This is a genomic window from Neobacillus niacini NBRC 15566, from assembly GCF_001591505.1.
GTDB classification, from domain to species: Bacteria; Bacillota; Bacilli; order Bacillales; family Cytobacillaceae; genus Neobacillus; species Neobacillus niacini.
In genome coordinates, this window is the sequence record NZ_BCVA01000069.1 from 1 (window position 1) to 20,737 (window position 20,737).

Consider the following 20,737-nt stretch of genomic DNA (forward strand, 5'->3'; position numbering starts at 1 on the left):
TTCCACACACCACCACTCAAATCCAACTGGAAAAAGCCAGGCTGCCGCCTGGCTCAGGTATTTATTCACTATATTTAGGTAAACAAATCATCGACTTAAATAAATCCCCATCGACTTGAATCATGAATTTACCCTTTTGTATTTCAATCAGGCTTTTCGCAATCGATAACCCTAACCCGCTTCCATTGCTAGACCGCGATTCATCGCCTCTTTTAAAACGCTCCATTAATTCGTCTGCTGAAATATTTAACTCATAGGCTGAAATGTTCTTAAAGGTGAGAAGAACTTCATTTCCTGCCTCTTCGATATCGATGTAGACCCTTGACCCTGGAAGGGCATATTTGAAGATATTGGATAGTACGTTCTCGATGGATCTCCAGAGTAATTTTCCATCAGCCGCAATATATACCTTTTCCTGAGGATGATGAAACTTAAACATTAAATCTAAATCTTCAATTCTATCATTCACTTCCCCAAGGCCCTGGCTGATTAGTGAGATAATATCAATTCGCTCAAACTGAACCGGAATGGTTCCACTTGTAGCCTTTGCTGCGTCAAATAAATCATCTGTTAGGATTTTTAGCCTCTTTGATTTTTGGTCCAGTACCTCGATATATTGTTCTACCTTTGATGGGTCCTGTTCATTTTTCAATAGATCCACATAGGTAATAATCGAAGTCAGCGGGGTTCTGATATCATGAGACACATTTGTGATAAGCTCCGTCTTTAACCGCTCACTTTTTAATTCGCTATCAACCGCTTTTTTCAAACCATCCGTGATGCTGTTAATATTAGCAGCGAGTCCCGCAAATTCTCCCTTTCCACCAACATCAATGCTATGATGAAGATTTCCATCTTTAATTCTCTCTACCCCTTCTTTAATCGCTAGAAATGCCTTGATTTTCTTATGTGCAAACCAAGCAGCAAGACCGATGGTTATCGGAAACATGAAAAACGTTGCCGCAACCAATAGCGGGTATCCCACAACGATTAGGACCGTCTTTACCCCAACACTTCCGCTTTTGTAAACATCTCCTATAAAATGAACCAATTTACTGATGATCGTATAAATCAAGGTATGCTTGAAAAACGTTCTATTTTTTAAATGTTTCACGAGTGATAGAACAAGCCCGAATCCCAAGGCAGCAAGCGGAATCGTCAGGAGTAGGATGATTATATTACTATCATTAAATAATTCCTCTAGCATGGCCACCCAAAATGCTATCAGCGCTATAAAAATCACGATATTAATATCATTATAGAGTTTATCAAATGCATGTACGTGCAGTTCTTGATCCTTAAATGATTTTCTGCCGATTACGAGTACAAGATAAACAAAAGAAACAATAAACCCTGCCAAACATATAAGTAGAAGATAAAAGTTTTTGGTAGCAAGCTCTTTATTCTCATTCCACTCTTTTATCTTAGAATTTAAAAACTTCTCCGTAAACGACACATAAAGCACTTGGTTTTCGGGATTCAACTCATCCACTCTCTGGGTAATCCGATCTACGTATTGATTCTCTTCTAATTCCTTTGGGTAAATTTCCTTTTGATAGTTCTCAAAAACCATATAAGCAGGATAGGTTTTAAACTGTCCTTTTTCTGTCTTCGTGGTGTTCGTATACACATTGACACCATCACTAGCGTAATACAGTGACCCTTCAGCCTTCCCTAGCTTTTGAAGCGTTACATGAAATTCCCTTATATCATTTTTTATCAGCATATCTTTTGCATGAGAGATCTTATCTGCATATTCTTCTTTAAACTTTTTATAGTTTTCATCTTCACTTAAATTCGGATTGTAATTTTTTGATTGTAGGTGATAATCCTCAAAAAGGATTTCTTCTTCACTTCGTAACTCTTCCTCACTGATGGTCCCGCCGTTTACGATATTTTCTTCATTCTTAAATTCCCCTAGCAGTCTAGTTAAGTCGCCCGTGATCGTTTCACCCTCCTCGACAAATGCCCTGCTAAGATAATAGTCGTCTTCAAAAACAACTCCAAAATCACCATCATTTTTTATTTCTACCTCTAGAACTGCATTGATGGCACCTGTAAAACAGAGAATCATGATAATAAAAATAATGATCTTTGTTGCCAGTAAGTGGCTATATTTTTTCAACTTTGTATCCAACTCCCCACACCACCTTTAAATATTTAGGCTCTTTCGGATTAATTTCAATTTTCTCTCTAATTTTTCTGATATGAACGGTTACCGTATTTTCCGGACTAAAGGCGGTTTCATTCCATACCTTTTCATAGATTTCCTCTATCGAAAAGACCCTGCCGGCGTTTGCGGTCAACAGCTTTACGATTTTATATTGCACCGGCGTAAGGTGGACTGCCTCCCCATCGACCGTAATGGTCCTCGTTTCATCATCGATGACGAGCCCCCCCGTTTTGTATACATTACTTTTGGTTTCAACGCCTCCAAAGGTCGTATACCTTCGCAATTGTGATTTCACTCTCGCAATCAGCTCTAATGGATTAAAAGGCTTGGTGATATAGTCATCCGCACCTATATTTAAGCCTAGTATTTTGTCATAATCCTCCGATTTAGCCGATAGCATAATCAATGGTATTTTATTATCCTCTCGAATCTTCATCGTCGCTCTTATTCCATCCATCCTCGGCATCATAATATCCATGATAATAAGATGGATCTCCCGTTGGTCGATCACTTGAATCGCCTCGATTCCATCATAAGCTTTAAATATTTGATAGCCTTCATTTTCTAAGTAAATTCCAATTGCGTCCACAATTTCTTTATCATCATCACAGACCAATATGTTCACGAACGTCAACCCCCGACTATGTAATGGATATCCTATCTCCTTTATTTTCGCTACTAGGATCATCATACCCATGAAATCTTAACAAACACTTGATGAAAATCTTAAGATTTTCTTAGCATTTTTCAACTTAAATTATAGTTTACTTTGATTCAGCCGAATACTATAAATCTGTTTATTTAACAGAGCCAAGATGAATTTTAGAAAAAGGATACAAACGGGGAGAAATGAAAAACGCCTGGGTTTTAATCCAAGCGTTGATAGGTGTAGGTTTCGTTTGGATTCGGTTTCCCGATTTTAAAGATTATCGGTATTAATTCTTGGGGTATTTGATTCAGGAGCCGCAGCTGCCCTAGCATTATCATTATGCCGGTCATTTTCTAATCGAATGTATTTTTCTTTTTCTTCGGAAGTTTCTTTTTTGTTGTCCACTTTATCACCCCCTACGGATAATATGTCCAATTTTCCCTTTAAAAATGGCTACTGAATGTTGATTTTACTGAGTTTTGAAAATAAGCGGAGAATTTTCGTTTATTTTCAAAAATACCTATATTTCCTTAAAAATAAGCAGAGTTTTTCCGCTTATTGTATCCAAATCCATGGGATTTTTCTTATTTAAAGCAGTTAAACGGAATATCTCCGCTTATATTTGCTTCGTAAGGTCCTTCTATATCAATAGCCGGAAATTCTCCGCCTATGAATCCTCACCCTATACGAAAATCAACAACGAAAAATAAAAATGAGTTGCTGCATATAACTGAGCTAGCTTAATAAGTTACGCATTAGGAAATCCATTTGTAAAAATGGTTTTTTCCTCTCTTTTGGTAAAACTAATGAAAACAAATAAGGAGAGGTAGAATGGGTAAAAAGTTTGAAATTAAAATGTTAAGGATATTATTCATCTTTGGAATCTTTACTTTTTTACATGCAGTTAGAAAGCCCCCTATAAAGGATTGGCTGATTATTTTTTTATTGAAAAGTTATATTGCATCGTTTTTAGACAACATATTAGTGAAAAAAGGGTATCTTAAGTATCCTGTAAACTTATTTAAAACCTTTGATATTAGTGTTTTGTTTAGTTATCTACTTTTTCCTGTAAGCTGCATGTATTTTAATCAAGCAACCAAAAACTCAAGTCCATTAGGGATCATTGTAAAAAGCATATTATTTAGTGCTCCCTCAGCATTAGCGGAAGATTGGATTGAAAAAAACACAAAGTTAATTACCTATAAAAAATCGTGGACCTCCTTCCACAGTTTTTTTTCCATTTCCTTATCCTTTATATTGGTCAGGTTCCTTATGAGTTTCATTAGGAAATTTTCGGTAAGACAATCAAGTTAATCTGGTAGATTGCTCGGTATTTTTTTTCTGAACAATTTTGAATCAGGTGCGTCATCCCTCTCTGGTAACAATTTATAGTAAAAACAAAGGTTTTTTTCGCCAAAAGGAGAATTTATTAAAGGTGAAAAATAACGATTAGAGGGAAATGAAATGATTACGTTAAAAGAAGTAAATAAACAAAACTGGCTGGACATTGTTAGACTTTGCAGTGCAGAAGATCAAAAGAACAGAGTATTTGAAAAAACCATTGCGTCAAATTGTTTGTCTTTAGCGCAGGCCAGTATGGAAGAGAATTGGACAGTGAAAGCCATATATCAAAACGATACACCCATCGGCTTTACAATGTATGGGTATTCGGATGAACTTACTGGCTATGAAATCTGTAGAATGATGATTGATTACAAATTTCAAGGAAATGGGTTTGGCAGGCAAGCATTAAACTTAGTCATAAAAGAAATGGTGAATCAATTTAAATGTGACGAAATATTTATCACCTTTGTTCCTCAAAATGAAAAGGCCAAAAAGCTTTATGTATCAGCTGGTTTTAAGGATACAGGTAAAGTGATCAAGGCCCTAGAGGATGAATTAATCTATTCTATAAGAGGTTTATAAGCTGCAAAAATAATAAAACTAAAAAGCCTGGCGATGGCCAGGCTTTAACTGTGGAAGCTTCTGAAACGTTATCGCGCATGCATGTCGTTCGGATGTGAACCTTTGCGTCGATCACGATTAAGTTTATCGATTTCATTCATTTCATCTGTGCTTAGTCCGAAATCAAAGACGTTAAAGTTTTCTTCGATTCTTGATGGTGTAACAGATTTTGGAATAACGATGGTGTTATTTTGTAAATGCCAGCGCAACACAACTTGTGCTGGACTTTTGCTGCGTGAGGCTGCAATTTTTTGAATAACTTCGTCTTGCAGCACCTCTCCACCCTGGTCAAGAGGACTCCATGCTTCTACAAAAATATTGTGTTTTGCACAAAACTCTTTTAATTCATTTTGTGCAAGGTAGGGATGACACTCAATCTGATTCAATACCGGCACAACTTCACATTCTTTTAAAATGCGCTCTAAGTGCTCAATTTCAAAGTTACAAACCCCAATTGCCTTCACGCGGCCATCATGATATAGCTTTTCTAATGCCTTATAAGTGTCCACATACTGGTCAAAATTAGGAGTTGGCCAATGGATTAAATATAAATCAACATAATCCAATCCTAGTCTTCCTAAACTTTCGTCAAAGGCACGTAAGGTATTATCATAACCTTGATCGCTATTCCAAACCTTGGTAGTAATAAATAACTCTTCACGAGGAACGGAAGACTCAGCAATCGCCCTTCCTACGCCCTTTTCATTTTTATAAATCATCGCCGTATCAATAGAGGTATAGCCAACCTTTAGTGCGATGGCAACTGACTCTGCTGCCTGATCGTCTGGAACCTGCCAAACACCGAATCCCAGCTGAGGCATTTTTAGTCCGTTATTTAGCGTAACAAAATTCATGCTTCATTCTCCTTTTTGAATGGATATGTATTTACTTTTTATAGGTGTATATCGTATCATACCTGTTATTTTATTTACTATTATTTGCCTTTCTATGCATCCTTTTTTGATAAAGTACTGGCACCATCATATTCACTATTGCCTCTTCTTGAATACACTTTATAAAAATCATTAATAGATCTTTAAATTTTTGTTCATAGTTTAGTCATGATTAGGGGGTATTATAGAAACATGAAGAGGAAGCCTAAAACTTTATCTTTTTCATAACTCCCCTATTTATATATTTTTGGATTCGGCTACTGGCCGAATCTCTTTTTTTGTCTTCAGATTGTCCCTTGTATACCTGCACTTTGGAAAACCGCTGCAGCCGTAAAATGCCCCTCGCTTACCCGTCTTTAAAACCATCGGACTTCCACATTTAACACAGGTTAAACCATGACTACTAGATTCACTCAGTTTCACCTCAGCCGAATCCCTCATTTGGCTTGATGGGTTAAACACTAGGATAAAATCTATCAATTTATCTCGATCCACCAGCAAAACATTGCCTTTATTGGCTAATTCCCTTGCTGCTTTCGTAAAGTAGCTATTCGAAACAACCCAAGCTTCATCAGCCTTATAATAAGACTTGGCGCCAATCACCTCTTGAACGGCCTTGATTCCAACATCCTTGGAATACCGCTTGGCTTGAACTACAATCTTTTTCCCCGCCTTAGTCAGTAAAAGGTCCGCACCATAGTCACCACTGGCATTTGTTACTTCTACACCAAAACCTCTACTAAGATACAACTCTTTCAAATAATACTCAAATTGAATGCCGTCCATTGAATCTATATCTTTAATACCAGATTTGCTTAGTCGTTCCTTTTTCTTTTTATTTTGGTAGACAGCAAAAACAATAACCGCAATGAACGTTAGTCCCACCATCCAACCAGTTATAACATAGTCTCTGGTAAAGTAATAAGAAGCTCCTGCAACAAGTATAAGCAATAGTTTTATACCGTCTTCTATCTCTTTCTGTTGTTTTTTCGTTCTTCTCTTCGCCAAATTTCATTCCCCCGTTTCACTTATTATGTCTATTTTAACATTTGCCAAATAATTCCTCGACAAACTTTTTGAAAGTAAAATGCATAGAGTTCCCTTTCCAAAGGAGGTCAAGGCTGTTTTAATCAAACGTTTAGTTAGCAATAATCTTGTCGAATATTCACGAAATGTATCATGTATCTATAAAGAAATGGAGTTACAATGAGCCGCTATTGTATTTTTTGGAAGTGCTTGCATCAAATAAAAAGGTGTGCTATTTTTAACTTGTATAAAAAATAGACATGTCTAAAAAGAATAATTTTAAACCAAAGGAGCAAATAAAAATGATGATGAATACAAAAGAAACACCACACATTAAACCAAATGGTGTAGAAATAGCTGAAACGGTACTGTTACCAGGAGATCCATTAAGAGCCAAGTTTATTGCGGAAACTTTTTTAGAAAATGCCGAGTGTTTTAACGAAGTAAGAGGAATGTTGGGATATACAGGCACTTACAAAGGAAAGAAAATCTCTGTTATGGGGACTGGAATGGGCCCAGCAAGCATGGGGATCTACTCTTGGGAATTAATCAATGTCTTTGGTGCAAAAAACTTAATCCGAATTGGTACATGTGGTGCCATGCAGGAAAACATAGATTTATATGATGTGATTTTAGGTATGGGAACGGCAACGGATTCCAATTATGGCCACCAATTTAATTTACCTGGACAATTTCCATTAACGGCTTCTTTCGAGCTTTTAGAAAAAGCAAAGAAAGTAGCGGACGAAAAAGGACAGAAAGTTCATATTGGAAACATCTTATCCAGTGAAATCTTTTATAGCGCGGATCCAACGGCTATGAAAAAATGGCAAGACATGGGGATATTGAGTGTTGAAATGGAATCTGTATCTTTATATTGGAATGCGATTCAAGCGCGTGTTAATGCATTATGTATTTTAACGGTGAGTGATCATTTAATCACAGGAGAACAGACTTCAACAGAAGAACGTCAAACTGCCTTTACAAAAATGATGGAAATCGCATTAGAATTAGCTTAACTTTTATCCATTAAACATAAAAGACAAGCCTCCTTCCCGGCCATTGTCGTGAAGGAAGCTTGCTATCATCCATATATTGAAAACGCTGTTAATCAACTTTGTTCGGAATTTATCCTGGAGGTACTATCATGAATAGTTCAATTGAAAACAAACCGGTTGTAAACTTAAGTAAAACGGTTCCGGTCGTCTTACTTCTAATGATTTTTTCACTCGTAATTGATAACTCTTTTAAAATTATTTCTCCAGATTTAGTAAAATATTTTGGCGTATCCGCAAGTACTGTCAGCTGGCAAGTAACGCTTGCAGGTTTGGTAATTGGAATCGGTGCAGTAGTTTATTCTTCTTTGTCTGATTCGATTAGTGTACGGAATTTACTAGTAGCCGGTATCATTTTAATTTGCGCGGGTTCTTTACTTGGTTATATTGTTTCCGATAATTACTGGTTACTTGTTTTTTCAAGAATCATCCAATCTGCTGGTTTAGGGGCAACGGAAACACTTTACTTAATCTTTGTCGCAAAATACGCAAGTCCAGCAGAGCAAAAAAAATATATGGGCTTTAGTACAAGTAGTTACCAACTTGCGACCGTGATCGGGATATTAACTGGCGGATTTGTTTCTACGTATCTGCAATGGCAAAACTTGTTTTTAATTCCTTTACTAAGCTTATTATTACTGCCATTCATTCTCAAATATTTACCAAAAGAAGATCGAAAGAAAAATAATGTAGACTTTATTGGACTTATTTTAATCGCAACAGTGGCAACTTCCATCATGTTGTACATGAGCTATTTCAATTGGGGACTATTTATCCTCTTCGTCGCAGCTGTTATTGTGTTCTTACTATATATAAGTAAAAAGAAAAATGCGTTTATTACCATTGAATTCTTTAAAAACAAACAATTTTTATTCGTATTAATAGTGGCATTTATCATTTATTCTACCTATGCTGCATATGCGTTAAATACACTCTCATTCCTATTAACGACTGTATATGAAATCAAACTGGATACTGTTTCATTGATGTTCATCCCAGCTTGTTTGTTAGCAGCATTGGTAGGTGCATTATCAGGAAAAATCGGGAAATATTTAAGTAGTTTACAATGTGTTTATTTAGCGATGAGCTTAATTACAATCAGTATTTTAATGGGCTCCATCTTTGTAGATTCATCGATTACTGTATTTGTTATTTCTCTTATTTTATTCTCATGCAGCTTTGCTTTGTTATATGCGCCATTAATCGATACTAGCATTAAAAATGTACCAGTTGAAAAAGCTGGGACTGCATTAGGATTCTATAATTTATGTATCAATATTGCGATGTCAGCTGGTTTCACCTATTCTGCGTTCTTAATTGATAAGAAAGATTTACAATTTGGCTTCTTGAGTTTTACGACAGATAATGCAGCAGCATTGAACTATGGTTCCATTATCCTTATTATTGCAGCTATTGCTCTATTTGCGATCGTTTTATTCTGGGCTTTAGTTGGCCGTAAAAAAGACAATAACATTCTAAATCAAGGGAAGCGAGCAGCGTGAAGAAGTTTAAACGAATACACTTGGTAGTCATGGATTCAGTAGGTATTGGGGAAGGAAAAGACGCGGAGCAATTTAATGATATAGGATCTCATACGCTCCTGCATATTGCAGAGCATATGAATGGATTAAATGTACCGAACCTAGCTAAATTAGGACTATCCAATATTGAAGAAATCTTGGGTGTACCAAAAGCAGATAAACCTCTTGCTTATTATACAAAATTACAAGAAAAATCAGTGGGCAAAGATACGATGACAGGACATTGGGAACTCATGGGTTTGAATATCGACAAACCATTTAATGTCTACCCAAATGGATTCCCAGACGAACTAATTAAACAGATTGAAGAAATAACAGGTCGTAAAGTTGTAGCGAATAAACCTGCAAGCGGGACAGCGATTATTGATGAATATGGGGAGCATCAAATGAAAACGGGCGATTTGATTGTTTATACATCAGCTGACCCTGTTCTGCAAATTGCAGCCCATGAAGAAATTATTCCGCTCGAAGAATTATATGATATTTGTGAAAAGGTTCGGGAAATCACAAAAGACCCTGCTTATTTAATCGGTAGAATTATTGCGAGACCCTATGTGGGCAACCCTGGGAATTTCACAAGAACCTCCAATCGTCATGACTATGCATTGAAACCATTTGGAAAAACAGTTATGAATAGCCTGCAAGACGGCGGCTTTGATGTCATTGCCATTGGGAAAATTAATGATATCTTTGATGGTGAAGGGGTTACTGAATCCATTCGGACGAAAGACAATATGGATGGAATGGACAAATTGCTCGACGTTATCAAGAAAGATTTTACAGGGATGAGCTTCTTAAATTTGGTCGACTTTGACGCGTTATATGGCCATCGCCGTGACCCAGAGGGCTATGGAAAAGCATTAGAGGCATTCGACCAACGTTTAGACGAAGTATTGGATTCACTCCTTGAGGATGATCTATTAATCATTACGGCTGACCATGGGAATGATCCAACATTTGCGGGTACAGACCATACGCGTGAATTTATTCCTGTCTTAGCCTATTCGAAAAAATTGAAGGATTCTGGCAAATTACCTGAAAATGATACATTTGCTGATATTGGGGCAACGATTGCCGATAATTTCGAAGTGAATATGCCTGAATACGGTGATTCATTCTTACCATTCCTAAAATAATATGTTACGATAAAAAGAACCCCAAAACATGTTTTTTGGGGTTCTTTGTTAAATTTGCTGAAAAGGAAACGAAATGAATGAATACAACTAAACATGCTCAATTGAAAAAACCACTATATATAAATGTGTATGACGAGCTCCTTCTTCAAATTAAGAAAGGAATATTCCCTGTAGACAGCCAACTTCCGTCAGAACCAGACTTAGCGAGCAGACTAGGGATCAGCCGGGCTACTTTACGACAAGCGCTGGCACTCTTGCAAGATGATGGAATCGTAAGAAATATACGCGGTAAAGGGAATTTTGTGGTCAATTCATTCGTTAAACAAGAGGATGTTCATTTAGAAAAATTAAGTAATCCCATGCATAAGTGTCATATAAGCACCTTTGACCGAATAGATACAAATTATCGTTTCGATGAGGATACAGAATACACAAAACAAGTATTAAAAAGAGATTCGTCTCAAGTTGTTGCAATTGAACGATTGTATCGAATGGGAAATGACTTAGTAGCGTATGCGTTTACGTTTATGTCCATGGAAACCGTAGAAAGTTTATCTCTGGATTTAAATAATGAAGAACAGCTGCTGAATTTTCTAGAAAATCAAGTATATGAGAATGCCAACCATGGAGAAATTGAAATAAAATATACACATACCGTGAATGTTGCCGATAAGAATGAAAAATTAATCGGCCAAAATGAGTGCTTTATCCTATTAGAAAGTCTTTACAATAATGGTGATTATCCAATCATCCATAATAAATTTTATATCCCCCAACAGTTCTCGAACATAAAATTGAATATATACAGTTAAAACTTTTGAAAAAAGACCACAAGGCCGGTTCTCAATCCATGAGAACCGGCCTTGCTGCATTTTCATTTCTTCCGATTTCCATTAACAAAGTTTTGAATATACTCGAGTTGTTCTTCGCTCGGCTTTTCCTTTCGCGCTTCGGTAAAGGCAGTGACAGCTTTATCGAGTGAGACCTCTTTCGCCACAATTTCCCCGATACTCGTAAGATCATCAAAAAATCCCAACATTTCTTCACGTGTTTTTGGATGCTGGTGCCCGGTCACATACATCTCAACATCGTATTTTTTGATTTTGTCTAATAGGATAACAAGTTCATTCAGGTCATAGCTCCATTCGCCGCTATAAAAATCCTGATAGATGCAATCCCCCAAAAACATTACTTTTTCTTCAGGAATATAAATAATAGAAGAATCTTGCGCATGAACCCCGCCAACATGCTCAATGACACAGTTCACACCGCCTAAATCCACCGCTATTTTATCCGTAAAGGCTAGATCCGGCACCTTCAATTCCAAATGATCGCGGTTAGGCATTTCACGTTTAATCATGTCCCTGCAAAACTCAATTTCTTCGCCAGTCACAACACGTGCATCCAATGAGGCATCATCCCAGTTTAACGTTTTCAAATATGCTATCTTCTTTTGCGTATCCTCATGACTAATCGATACGAATCCCATCGTTTTCATGCCAAAAATATGATCCCAATGCCAATGAGTAATAATCACAAACTTGACAGGCCGTATATCCATTTTATCTACTAACGCGAGGAAATCCTTTGCATGTGCAGGTGAATTCCCTGAATCAATAATGACACTAAAGGTATCCCCACATATCAATCCCAAGGCAGGACGATCCGTATCTGAATAATGCGGCATATAATATACTCTGTTTGTTAGTTGTTTCAACATTTAACTGCCTTCTCTCGGTGTGTTTTTAAAACCAATTATTCGAATGATTACAGGTTTATAATACCAAAATAGCCTTTTTTAATTCATACATGATATCAATCTGATCATCCACAGCAAACAATGAAAAAGGACCTCTGATTGGTTAATCAAAGGCCAAAGCAGAACTTAGTGGTCTAGACTAAGTTCCATTTAGGAGGTCTAAACTCTGAAGAATTTAAACTATTGTAATAGTAGCACGCAATGAATATTTTCTCAATATACTAAATATTCATGCAAGCGTTATCATTATTTATTTTTTCAAAAATAAATATATTGAAAATGTTACACCTAAATTGTTAGGAATATTCAATACAGGGTATTATTAGATTGAGGTGAAAAAAATGAAGGTTACGCTTACGATAGACGCAAAGCATCAGTTAAAAAATCTACTTGGTGAAGAGCCCCTCATTAAGCTGGTTCAAATCCGAACGACTGGTTGAGGTGCCACCTATGAGTACGAACTTGCTCAGGTTGAGCAAATAAGCAATGAAGAGAGTTTTATGATTGATGGAATTACGATTCTAATCGACCCAGTGGTGATTAGCCATCTAGATGAGGATATCGTGATTGACCATAAAAAAAATTATGGATTTATTCTTAAAAACAATTATGAAATCTTAACTTTTGGAATGAAGTTTAGCAAGATATCTTAATGATAGTAAAAGGTCACTGTGAGCAAAAGCCCAATCAGTGGCCTTTTTCTCGTCTGTTCTGATTTTCAATGCTCCTATCAACCTTTTTTAGGAAACCTTTTATAATAGGTTTTATTTAAGAAGGAACAGGGAATGTACAAGACAAGCACATGAAAACAATCTAAAGGAGTGATATTCATGGACAATCAGTTAGATGAGAAACAAATAGAAAACCAGATTTATAAGAATGGAGATTCCTTAACAAGCTTTGATGATTTCAGGGAATATCTTAGTGGTAAAGTTAATTTAGGTAAAAAGCTAGGTATGGATGAAGAGCAGTTAGCCAACTCGGCTCAGAAAGTAGCCGATTACCTCGCGGCCAAGGAGTCTCCTAAGAATACCGAGGAGCGATTATTGCAAGAGCTTTGGAAAGTCGGGACGGAGGAAGAGCAGCATAAACTGGCTCATATGCTTGTCCGGTTAGTACAACAATAGTAGCAGACAGAAATGTTTTGGCAGAAATACAGAAATAGCCTAGTTCTATAGACTAGGCTATTTTCTTGAGACAAAAAGCAATTTCCCCATTATGAGAATCTGATTATTTACTTGTTGAGTTGGAATTCGGACTCTTCGGTAAAACCTTATTCGTAATGAATTTGAAAAATATGGAGATAATACTTGTGAAATGACTCATTAGTAAACATAGGGAGTGTACAGATGATCTCATTAAAAGGAAAAAACGCAATCATCACAGGGGCTGGAAGAGGAATTGGCCGAGCTACAGCCATTGCTTTAGCCAAAGAAGGTGTCAATGTAGGGTTAATCGGCTTAAATATGTCTAACCTGGAAAAAGTGGCTGCTGAACTAGCTTCATATGATGTTAACGTTTCTGCTGCAGCAGCTGATGTAGCTGATCTAACGTCCGTTCAACATGCTGTAGAGCATATACAATCAGACCTCGAGTCTATTGATATTTTAATTAACAACGCAGGGATTGCCAAATTTGGAGGTTTTTTAGAGTTATCTCCTGAAGAGTGGGAAAGCATTATCCGGGTAAATGTAATGGGTGTTTATAATGTTACTAGAGCTGTCTTACCGGGAATGATTGAACGAAAATCCGGGGATATCATCAATATCTCTTCTTCTGCAGGGCAAAAAGGAGCTCCAGTTACAAGTGCATATAGTGCATCCAAATTCGCTGTCCTTGGACTGTCAGAATCGCTCATGCTTGAAGTTAGAAAGCATAATATTCGGGTGACAGCACTAACACCAAGTACAGTCGCTACGGATTTAGCCTATGATACCAATCTCATTACGGGCGACTCAGAAAAAGTGATGCACCCTGAAGATTTAGCTGACCTGATTGTATCAGGTTTAAAGCTTCATCCAAGAGTTGTCCTAAAAACGGCAGGACTGTGGTCAACGAATCCATCATAACCAAAGGGACGGTTCTTATAGTTTTAATATGCTTATGACCACAAGAACCGTCCCTATCTTATGTACATACGTCCGTTAAGTAGTCGCTCCTGATGAAGCAGCTGCTTGGTCAGCCTTCACACAATCAATGGCGACAACGAGCGCAATCACCATGGTTTCCATCTCTTCATTCAATACTTGAACCTTGTAGCTATCGCCCCAAGTGAACCACTCCTTGCTTACCGTCCCAACGACTTTACCATGCTGTAATACCTGAAAGTCCATATCCAGCCAATTACCATTTACTTCAATACCTGCCGCTTCAATTGTATAGCGTGCTTTAAAGAAGGAGAATTCCTTCTTTATCGTTAACACTTCTCGGCCATTCACCTCAACAAAAAACTTTGGTAACATGCTAAACGTCTTTTTTGTAATGAGCGCCACTTCATCTCTTGTTGAATTCATGATGGAGAAAGTTTTTGGAATTTGCATAAAGCTGCCCTCTACGAAATATACATCCTTCTCCTGCTGATCCTTAACCGTAAACTTGCCATTGAGACTGAGTACCTTCTGCTTTATATAAAGTTGCTTCATACATAACCTCCTTTGATAAGACCTTACTAAAAGTATATTATTGTTCACCTTAAAAATCCTTTATGATTATGTATAAAAAATTATGGATTTATTCCTAAAAAAGGTTATGAGATTTTAACGTTTGGAATGAAATTCAGCAAGATATCATAGGAAAAAGCCACTGTGAGCCGAAACAGTGGCTTTTTCTCGTCTACTCAAAGAGTGTGAACTCGACAAAATCAGATCATATTATTTCCAATCAATCGTTTGTTTAAAAGTGCACTAAACCCTTTTAATTAACGACCTTTCTGTTATTTCCTAGAAAATTTTTTGTCGAGGATTGTCTCGATTAATTTTTCACAAAGAGAGAGGCATATTTACTCCTCTCCCTTCAAATTCCAACTTGTTATGCCCAGTTACCATTTCTAAACAAAGGAACCTTTTTCCCATCATGATACTCAGCATCGATTTCTAAATCCGCTGAACCAATCATAAAGTCAGTGTGTCCGCTGCTTTGGTTAATACCTTTTTCCTCATACTCCTCCGTGCTGATATCCTTTGCATTATGAAGCGCCATAGAAATCGCGTTTCCAATAGCCAGGTGGCAAGAAGCATTCTCATCAAACAAGGTATTATTAAAGATGATACCAGAGTTAGAAATTGGCGAGTCATGTGGGACTAGAGCCACTTCACCGAGGTATAACATACCTTCATCCATATTAATAAGTTGCTTTAATGTCTCGTATCCTTTTTCAGCAGTAAAATCTACAACTTTTCCTTCTTTAAATGTTATGGTAAAGTTATCGATTAAGTTTCCTAAAGCAGATAAAGGCTTTTTACTAGCGACGGTACCGTTTACTCCAAATTTATGTGGTGTCGTAAACACTTCCTCGGTTGGAAGGTTTGGAATGTACATAGTACCAAAAGTAGATGGATGTCCACCACCGACCCATTTATGATCAGGATGTAGATCGATGGAAAGATTTGTTCCTTTTGATTTATAATGCAGCGTCTTAAACTTTTGTTCGTTCAGGTAATCCACTTTTTTCGTAAGGGTAGCAGAATGCTCCTCCCATGCTGCGATTGGATCCGGTTGGTCCACTCTGACAGTTTTAAAGATTGCTTCCCATAATGCCGCGACCGCTTCTTCTTTGTTTAAATCCGGAAAAACACTCGCTGCCCAAGCTTCCGTAGGTACACCGATAATGGCCCAGGGCACTTCACCCCTTAGTCTTTTCTCAGCCAATGATTTCAGTTTGTCAGCTCCATTTTTTTGAACGTACATAATACGTTCTGGCGGGATATTTGCGTATGCAGCAGGATCTGTACCAGCTATATATAGCATACAGTCGTTCTGGTCTCCCAAGCTGTTAAACTTTTCAATCTCCCATGGTTGAATGAAATCTTTTAAAACCTCATCCGAGGCGGTTAAGTAATGGATTCTATTTAAACCTGTATCAACCCAATCGACAAACACGCGTTTACATCCATGTTCATAAGCATATTTCGTAATTCTCCGTGTGAAATCCGCAGATTCAATAGGAGAATTTATCAGTAATCTCTGTCCTTTTTGAATGTTAAGACCTATCTTGACCACGAGTTCAGCATATTGATCCAATTTCTCTTCAAAACTTTTCATGGATACTCCTCCTAAAAATAAATAGACTAACGAGTCTATTTTAATTGACATTTTTAAACTTTGTACAGTTTTTACCATTAAAATTTCAAATGATTTAAAAAATAGATTGAGGATTCGTTTTAGCATTAGGTAATTTTGATGAAAGTGTGTATTTTTACATATTCATGCCACCAAAAAAGAGAGGTTTCTAAGCTGTTAGAAATCCCCCCTTCTTATTACCAGGATACAACAATCCACTCATCCTGCTGATTAATTGCAAAATCATCGCCAAATTCCTGCGGACCGTTCACTTGAACACTATCCCCCGTTTGAGCCACATGTTGAATGCCCTCGATAATTTCTGATGAATACTCTCCTTTATCTGCCATCAAATCACATAGAATATCGATATGGTTTGGTGCCGCACTGGCCACCCCCGTACTCATACCGACCAGTACCTCTTCGTCTTTTACAATAGCAAAAACATCAGAATAGGGGATAGCATAAAGCGCTGCTCCATATTTCTCTGCAACCGTTAACCAATCCTGAAATTTTTCTTCATGCGATATCTTAATATATTCCGTATCGCCAATGATAATAGAATCCTCGGCAGGTGTTTCTTCCTTTTCGTCCACTAGGCTTTCTAAAGATTCCTGTGAAAAGTATGTATTGTCTTCCAGTGTCTGTGTAGAATTTAAAAGGGAACTTTGCGTTTCAACGCTATTAATATTTTCACTGTTTACCAGTTTCATATCTTGGTTGCTATCAATCATTTCATTTTCAGTAATATACTTGGTCTGTTCCAAAGCGATAGTTTGTGGAAGTAATTCATTCGTTTGTTCTACCTTACCTGGAGAAACATCAACAGAAGAACATGCAGTCATTCCCATCAAAAAAGTGATCAAGATTAAACCATGCTTCATCATTTTTACTCCCCCCCAAATGGATCCTATACTTATAAGACGTTTCAACATTGGAAATGTTCCCTATTTTTTCAAAAATAGTGCAAACGTTACAGATTTGCTAAACCATACCACCCCAATACAACCACTTACCGTCTACTAGAGATTTAAAAAAGTTTCTTAATTTTATTTACCCGCATCTACTTAGAAATAAACTATTATTTACTGATTTTTTCTCAATTATTCAATTTTGTATCTGGCTAGTCTTATTAGACTGTCTTTATATTAGATGACTCCAATTTAGTGAATAAACCGTGTAATTAACAAACCAGCTTTGAGATGGGAAACATATAATATAGAGTGCTGTAATTATCCTTACTATTTCTTTGAATATATATTATTCTAAAAGTAAGTCCTCATTTAGGAGAGTGTTCGAATGAATACCATTTTTATCGCTGGACATGCGAAATTACCTACAGGAATGGCAGCTAGAAGTATCTATGAAACATTGACTATTACGGCAGAAATCGATAAATATTATGGGGTCATTGTGGAGGCTTCTTGTACACTGGCAACTGAACATGGGAGAGATTATATTGCAAGATTGCTAAAAGGCCATAGTTTGAGAAATGGCATTGACACGCCTCTTGAAGAGTTAAAAGAGGGTTACTTAGGAAAAGCCAATAACGCGCTAATTGCAGCGTTAAAGGATTTGTATAAACAATATGAATCCCTTCATCAATAATTCGGTGACTTTAAGGAACCCGTTCGACCATAAACAGTAATAGACTTCCCCGTTAACAAGGGAAGTCTATTATATTCATTCTATGCTTTCATTGTGAATTCCTTTACCTGCTCTCTACCGTTTCTTTTTCAAACGGCCACGCCGGCAGCATTTTATTTAACGTCTTATCTACACGATAACCAAGAACGTATTCAGCCTGCATAATCGTATGAATTTCCCTCGTTCCTTCGTAAATAACAGGTGCTTTTGAGTTTCTTAAGAACCGTTCAACAGGGTATTCGCTTGAAAATCCGTAAGCCCCATGAATTTGAACAGCATCGTCCGCTGCTTTGTTGGCAAAATCACAAGCCTGCCATTTGGCGAGGGATGTTTCTCTTGTGTTACGAACTCCCTTATTTTTAAGCTCACCGGCACGATAGACGAGTAAGCTGCTCATTTGCAATCCAGCTTCCATATTTGCAATCATTTGCTGTACAAGCTGGTGCCGGCCGATTTCTTTGCCGAATGTTTTTCGCTCATGACAATACTTTACACTTTCCTCCAAGCTCGCCATAATCAGGCCGACAGCTCCTGCTGCAACGGTAAAGCGACCGTTATCAAGTGCGGCCATAGCGATTTTGAACCCTTCACCCTCTAAACCTAAAAGGTTTTCCTTTGGAACCCTTACATGATCAAAAAATAACTCTCCTGTATTTCCGGAACGGATACCCATTTTGCCTTTTATTGCTCTTGAAGAGAAACCAGGCATGGTACGCTCCACAATAAATGCGGAAATACCGTTGTGTTTTTTCGATTTATCCGTATAGGCGAACACAATGAAATGATCCGCTACATCGCAAAGGGAAATCCACGTTTTTGAACCATTTAAAATATAGTCATCCCCATCTTTTACTGCCGTTGTCTGAAGGGCCGCCACGTCTGAACCCGCCCCTGGTTCCGTTAACCCGAAGGCGCCAATTTTTTCACCTTTTGCCTGCGGAACGAGATATTTTTGTTTTTGTTCCTCATTCCCCCATTGCAGTAGTGTTAAACTGTTTAGGCCGATGTGAACAGATACAGCAGTACGGAAAGTAGTATCGCCTCTTTCCATTTCTTCACAAACAATGGCGAGTGAATTGTAATCCATGCCGCTTCCGCCATATTCTTCAGGAATGCAAACACCCATAAGATCCAGCTCACTTAATCGTTTCCAAATAATCGGATCGAATTTCCCTTGCTCGTCCCATTCTTTCATATTTGGAATAATTTCTTTATCTACGAAACTTCTAACCATTTTCCTTAACATTACCTGTTCTTCTGAAAATTCAAAATTCATAGCGTATACGCCTCCTGGTAAATTTGGATAATATTATTCTTTTTAAATTGTTCAATTTCCACTTGTGAATATCCCGCCTGCTGCAAGATTTCAACGGTATGTTCCCCAGCAATCGGGGGATGACGTTCTATTTTTGTATTCGTTCGTGACAGTTTAATGGGCGAGCCGACTAGCTTGACTGAACCTGCTTCCGGGTGATCTACTTCAACGACCATCTCCCGGGCCAATACTTGCGGATGATTAAATACCTGATCCATCATAGCAATAGGACCGCACGGAATATTATGCTGTGAAAACAGCTCCATCCACTCATCGACAGGTTTGATTTGCAGCCGGTTTTCTAAAATGCCCGTGAGTTCACGTTTATGATTAACCCTTGCTTCATTCGTAAGGAACCGTTCATCTGCTGCCATTTCACTTATTCCCATTACTTCACAGAGGGTGGCAAACTGCCGGTTGTTACCAACTGCAATGATCATTTCTCCATCTTTTGCCCTGAATGTTGAGTAAGGTACAATATTTGGATGGTCGTTGCCAAGTCTTCTTGGGATTGCTCCAGATATAAGATAATTGCTTGCTACATTGGCGAGTGAGCTTACCGCCGTATCCATAAGCGACATATCTATTTTTTGCCCTTGTCCGGATTTCTCTCTTTCCAGTAATGCGGCTTCAATTGAAATGGCAGAATATAAACCTGTTAAAATATCAACCATTGCTACACCAATTTTCATTGGCCCACTTTCATCATTCCCAGTAATGCTCATCAGCCCGCTCATTCCCTGAATAATGTAATCATAGCCCGGCAAATGCCGATATGGTCCCGTTTCACCAAAGCCTGTGATGGAGCAATATACCAGCCTCGGGTTGATCGCTTTCAAAGAGTCATAGTCCAAGTCCCAACTTTCCATCGAACCGGTTTTGAAGTTATTAATCACTACATCCGCATCTTTGGCTAAAGTGCGAATGATTTCTCTTCCCTCTTCGGTTTTCAGATTTACGGTGATGCTGCGCTTATTGCGATTAGCGCATAAATAATAGGCACTTACACCATTTTGGAACGGCGGCCCCCAGCCCCGCGTTTCATCACTGCCTCCCGGAGCCTCCACTTTCATGACATCCGCTCCAAGGTCCCCAAGAATCATCGTACAGTATGGACCCGCCAGTACCCTCGATAAATCCAATACTTTTATACCTTCCAAAGCGCCTTTCAAAAACTCCCACCTCCTACTTATCCCATATATTCAAGCTTCTATTTGAAAATATTTGCTAAATTTTATTGTTAATTATTAGTAAAACGGTATAAAAGGTCGATGAACGACAAATCAGGAGAATACCCAAA

At 37.7% G+C, this 20,737-nt stretch carries 21 protein-coding genes; 10 read left to right on the forward strand and 11 right to left on the reverse strand.

Features of this window, described 5'->3' with window-relative positions:
- Positions 1-61: 61 nt before the first annotated feature.
- The 3 genes from BANA01_RS27095 to BANA01_RS30710 form a co-directional block, all read right to left on the reverse strand.
- Entirely contained in the window at positions 62-2,137 is a 2,076-nt protein-coding gene (locus tag BANA01_RS27095; protein WP_063255464.1) for a HAMP domain-containing sensor histidine kinase, read from the reverse strand.
- A complete protein-coding gene (locus BANA01_RS27100; RefSeq protein ID WP_063255465.1) occupies positions 2,112-2,798 on the reverse strand; it encodes a response regulator transcription factor in 687 nt (228 codons plus the stop codon). Before BANA01_RS27100 ends, BANA01_RS27095 begins: the two co-directional genes overlap by 26 nt.
- 294 nt (positions 2,799-3,092) lie before the next feature.
- Positions 3,093-3,227 (reverse strand): hypothetical protein, encoded by a 135-nt coding sequence (locus tag BANA01_RS30710; RefSeq protein ID WP_268875116.1) that lies wholly within the window; start codon positions 3,225-3,227, stop codon positions 3,093-3,095.
- Between the two features lie 450 nt (positions 3,228-3,677).
- Here BANA01_RS30710 and BANA01_RS30735 point away from each other — a divergent pair, with 450 nt between their 5' ends.
- Together BANA01_RS30735 and BANA01_RS27110 are read left to right on the forward strand one after the other, a co-directional pair.
- Positions 3,678-4,136, forward strand: a complete 459-nt coding sequence (locus tag BANA01_RS30735) for a CBO0543 family protein (RefSeq protein ID WP_305802804.1) — start codon at positions 3,678-3,680, stop codon at positions 4,134-4,136.
- 150 nt (positions 4,137-4,286) lie between these two features.
- Entirely contained in the window at positions 4,287-4,748 is a 462-nt protein-coding gene (locus BANA01_RS27110) for a GNAT family N-acetyltransferase (RefSeq protein ID WP_063255467.1), read from the forward strand.
- A gap of 68 nt (positions 4,749-4,816) precedes the next feature.
- Here the strand turns inward: BANA01_RS27110 and BANA01_RS27115 are convergent, their stop codons facing one another.
- Both BANA01_RS27115 and BANA01_RS27120 read right to left on the reverse strand, forming a co-directional pair.
- Positions 4,817-5,641 (reverse strand): aldo/keto reductase, encoded by an 825-nt coding sequence (locus BANA01_RS27115; protein ID WP_063255468.1) that lies wholly within the window; start codon positions 5,639-5,641, stop codon positions 4,817-4,819.
- 276 nt (positions 5,642-5,917) lie between these two features.
- Positions 5,918-6,688: a restriction endonuclease gene (locus BANA01_RS27120; RefSeq protein WP_063255469.1), complete on the reverse strand. Its 771-nt coding sequence runs from the start codon at positions 6,686-6,688 to the stop codon at positions 5,918-5,920.
- Positions 6,689-7,014: 326 nt separating this feature from the next.
- On the opposite strand from BANA01_RS27120, the gene deoD reads away from it, so the two are divergent.
- From deoD to BANA01_RS27140, 4 genes are all read left to right on the forward strand, one after another.
- A complete protein-coding gene (gene deoD, locus BANA01_RS27125) occupies positions 7,015-7,725 on the forward strand; it encodes a purine-nucleoside phosphorylase (protein WP_174524450.1) in 711 nt (236 codons plus the stop codon).
- A 128-nt stretch (positions 7,726-7,853) separates the two neighbouring features.
- Positions 7,854-9,263: an MFS transporter gene (locus BANA01_RS27130; protein ID WP_063255471.1), complete on the forward strand. Its 1,410-nt coding sequence runs from the start codon at positions 7,854-7,856 to the stop codon at positions 9,261-9,263.
- Positions 9,260-10,438: a phosphopentomutase gene (deoB, locus tag BANA01_RS27135; protein ID WP_082799693.1), complete on the forward strand. Its 1,179-nt coding sequence runs from the start codon at positions 9,260-9,262 to the stop codon at positions 10,436-10,438. The genes BANA01_RS27130 and deoB overlap by 4 nt, the downstream gene beginning before the upstream one ends.
- A 77-nt stretch (positions 10,439-10,515) precedes the next feature.
- A complete protein-coding gene (locus BANA01_RS27140; protein WP_063255472.1) occupies positions 10,516-11,250 on the forward strand; it encodes a GntR family transcriptional regulator in 735 nt (244 codons plus the stop codon).
- A 62-nt stretch (positions 11,251-11,312) separates the two neighbouring features.
- Here BANA01_RS27140 and BANA01_RS27145 read toward each other — a convergent pair whose 3' ends face one another.
- Positions 11,313-12,158 carry an MBL fold metallo-hydrolase gene (locus BANA01_RS27145; protein WP_063255473.1) on the reverse strand — a complete coding sequence of 282 codons (846 nt, stop codon included), beginning with the start codon at positions 12,156-12,158 and terminating at the stop codon, positions 11,313-11,315.
- Positions 12,159-12,697: 539 nt separating this feature from the next.
- Here BANA01_RS27145 and BANA01_RS29750 point away from each other — a divergent pair.
- The 3 genes from BANA01_RS29750 (at position 12,698) to BANA01_RS27155 (ending at position 14,266) form a co-directional block, all read left to right on the forward strand.
- On the forward strand, positions 12,698-12,850 hold the full coding sequence (locus BANA01_RS29750) for a hypothetical protein (protein WP_157411902.1): 153 nt from the start codon (positions 12,698-12,700) through the stop codon (positions 12,848-12,850).
- Between the two features lie 177 nt (positions 12,851-13,027).
- Positions 13,028-13,324: a DUF3243 domain-containing protein gene (locus BANA01_RS27150; protein WP_063255474.1), complete on the forward strand. Its 297-nt coding sequence runs from the start codon at positions 13,028-13,030 to the stop codon at positions 13,322-13,324.
- Positions 13,325-13,546: 222 nt separating this feature from the next.
- Positions 13,547-14,266: a 3-ketoacyl-ACP reductase gene (locus BANA01_RS27155; protein ID WP_063255475.1), complete on the forward strand. Its 720-nt coding sequence runs from the start codon at positions 13,547-13,549 to the stop codon at positions 14,264-14,266.
- Positions 14,267-14,341: 75 nt separating this feature from the next.
- On the opposite strand, the gene BANA01_RS27160 is transcribed toward BANA01_RS27155, so the two are convergent.
- From BANA01_RS27160 to BANA01_RS27170, 3 genes are all read right to left on the reverse strand, one after another.
- Positions 14,342-14,839: an LURP-one-related/scramblase family protein gene (locus BANA01_RS27160; RefSeq protein ID WP_063255476.1), complete on the reverse strand. Its 498-nt coding sequence runs from the start codon at positions 14,837-14,839 to the stop codon at positions 14,342-14,344.
- 385 nt (positions 14,840-15,224) lie between these two features.
- Positions 15,225-16,457: an aminopeptidase gene (locus BANA01_RS27165; protein WP_063255477.1), complete on the reverse strand. Its 1,233-nt coding sequence runs from the start codon at positions 16,455-16,457 to the stop codon at positions 15,225-15,227.
- Positions 16,458-16,672: 215 nt separating this feature from the next.
- A complete protein-coding gene (locus tag BANA01_RS27170) occupies positions 16,673-17,362 on the reverse strand; it encodes a hypothetical protein (protein ID WP_063255478.1) in 690 nt (229 codons plus the stop codon).
- 412 nt (positions 17,363-17,774) lie between these two features.
- Between BANA01_RS27170 and BANA01_RS27175 the strand changes: the two genes are divergently transcribed.
- On the forward strand, positions 17,775-18,083 hold the full coding sequence (locus BANA01_RS27175; protein WP_063255479.1) for a DUF3870 domain-containing protein: 309 nt from the start codon (positions 17,775-17,777) through the stop codon (positions 18,081-18,083).
- A 103-nt stretch (positions 18,084-18,186) separates the two neighbouring features.
- Here BANA01_RS27175 and BANA01_RS27180 read toward each other — a convergent pair whose 3' ends face one another.
- Both BANA01_RS27180 and BANA01_RS27185 read right to left on the reverse strand, forming a co-directional pair.
- The gene (locus tag BANA01_RS27180; RefSeq protein WP_063255480.1) at positions 18,187-19,398 is read right to left on the reverse strand and encodes an acyl-CoA dehydrogenase family protein; all 1,212 of its coding nucleotides are present in this window, start codon (positions 19,396-19,398) and stop codon (positions 18,187-18,189) included.
- On the reverse strand, positions 19,395-20,609 hold the full coding sequence (locus tag BANA01_RS27185) for a CaiB/BaiF CoA transferase family protein (protein ID WP_063255481.1): 1,215 nt from the start codon (positions 20,607-20,609) through the stop codon (positions 19,395-19,397). The genes BANA01_RS27180 and BANA01_RS27185 overlap by 4 nt, the downstream gene beginning before the upstream one ends.
- Between the last annotated feature and the right edge of the window lie 128 nt (positions 20,610-20,737).

Excerpts from the sequence above, each read along its gene's own strand:
- BANA01_RS27150 (WP_063255474.1), top strand. The coding sequence starts at position 13,028 with ATGGACAATCAGTTAGATGAGAAACAAATAGAAAACCAGATTTATAAG.
- BANA01_RS27155 (WP_063255475.1), top strand. The coding sequence starts at position 13,547 with ATGATCTCATTAAAAGGAAAAAACGCAATCATCACAGGGGCTGGAAGA.
- BANA01_RS27115 (WP_063255468.1), bottom strand. The coding sequence starts at position 5,641 with ATGAATTTTGTTACGCTAAATAACGGACTAAAAATGCCTCAGCTGGGA.
- BANA01_RS27130 (WP_063255471.1), top strand. The coding sequence starts at position 7,854 with ATGAATAGTTCAATTGAAAACAAACCGGTTGTAAACTTAAGTAAAACG.
- BANA01_RS27175 (WP_063255479.1), top strand. The coding sequence starts at position 17,775 with ATGAATACCATTTTTATCGCTGGACATGCGAAATTACCTACAGGAATG.
- BANA01_RS29750 (WP_157411902.1), top strand. The coding sequence starts at position 12,698 with ATGATTGATGGAATTACGATTCTAATCGACCCAGTGGTGATTAGCCAT.
- BANA01_RS27110 (WP_063255467.1), top strand. The coding sequence starts at position 4,287 with ATGATTACGTTAAAAGAAGTAAATAAACAAAACTGGCTGGACATTGTT.
- BANA01_RS27165 (WP_063255477.1), bottom strand. The coding sequence starts at position 16,457 with ATGAAAAGTTTTGAAGAGAAATTGGATCAATATGCTGAACTCGTGGTC.
- BANA01_RS27180 (WP_063255480.1), bottom strand. The coding sequence starts at position 19,398 with ATGAATTTTGAATTTTCAGAAGAACAGGTAATGTTAAGGAAAATGGTT.
- BANA01_RS27145 (WP_063255473.1), bottom strand. The coding sequence starts at position 12,158 with ATGTTGAAACAACTAACAAACAGAGTATATTATATGCCGCATTATTCA.
- BANA01_RS27160 (WP_063255476.1), bottom strand. The coding sequence starts at position 14,839 with ATGAAGCAACTTTATATAAAGCAGAAGGTACTCAGTCTCAATGGCAAG.
- deoD (WP_174524450.1), top strand. The coding sequence starts at position 7,015 with ATGAATACAAAAGAAACACCACACATTAAACCAAATGGTGTAGAAATA.
- BANA01_RS27140 (WP_063255472.1), top strand. The coding sequence starts at position 10,516 with ATGAATACAACTAAACATGCTCAATTGAAAAAACCACTATATATAAAT.
- BANA01_RS30735 (WP_305802804.1), top strand. The coding sequence starts at position 3,678 with ATGTTAAGGATATTATTCATCTTTGGAATCTTTACTTTTTTACATGCA.
- BANA01_RS27170 (WP_063255478.1), bottom strand. The coding sequence starts at position 17,362 with ATGATGAAGCATGGTTTAATCTTGATCACTTTTTTGATGGGAATGACT.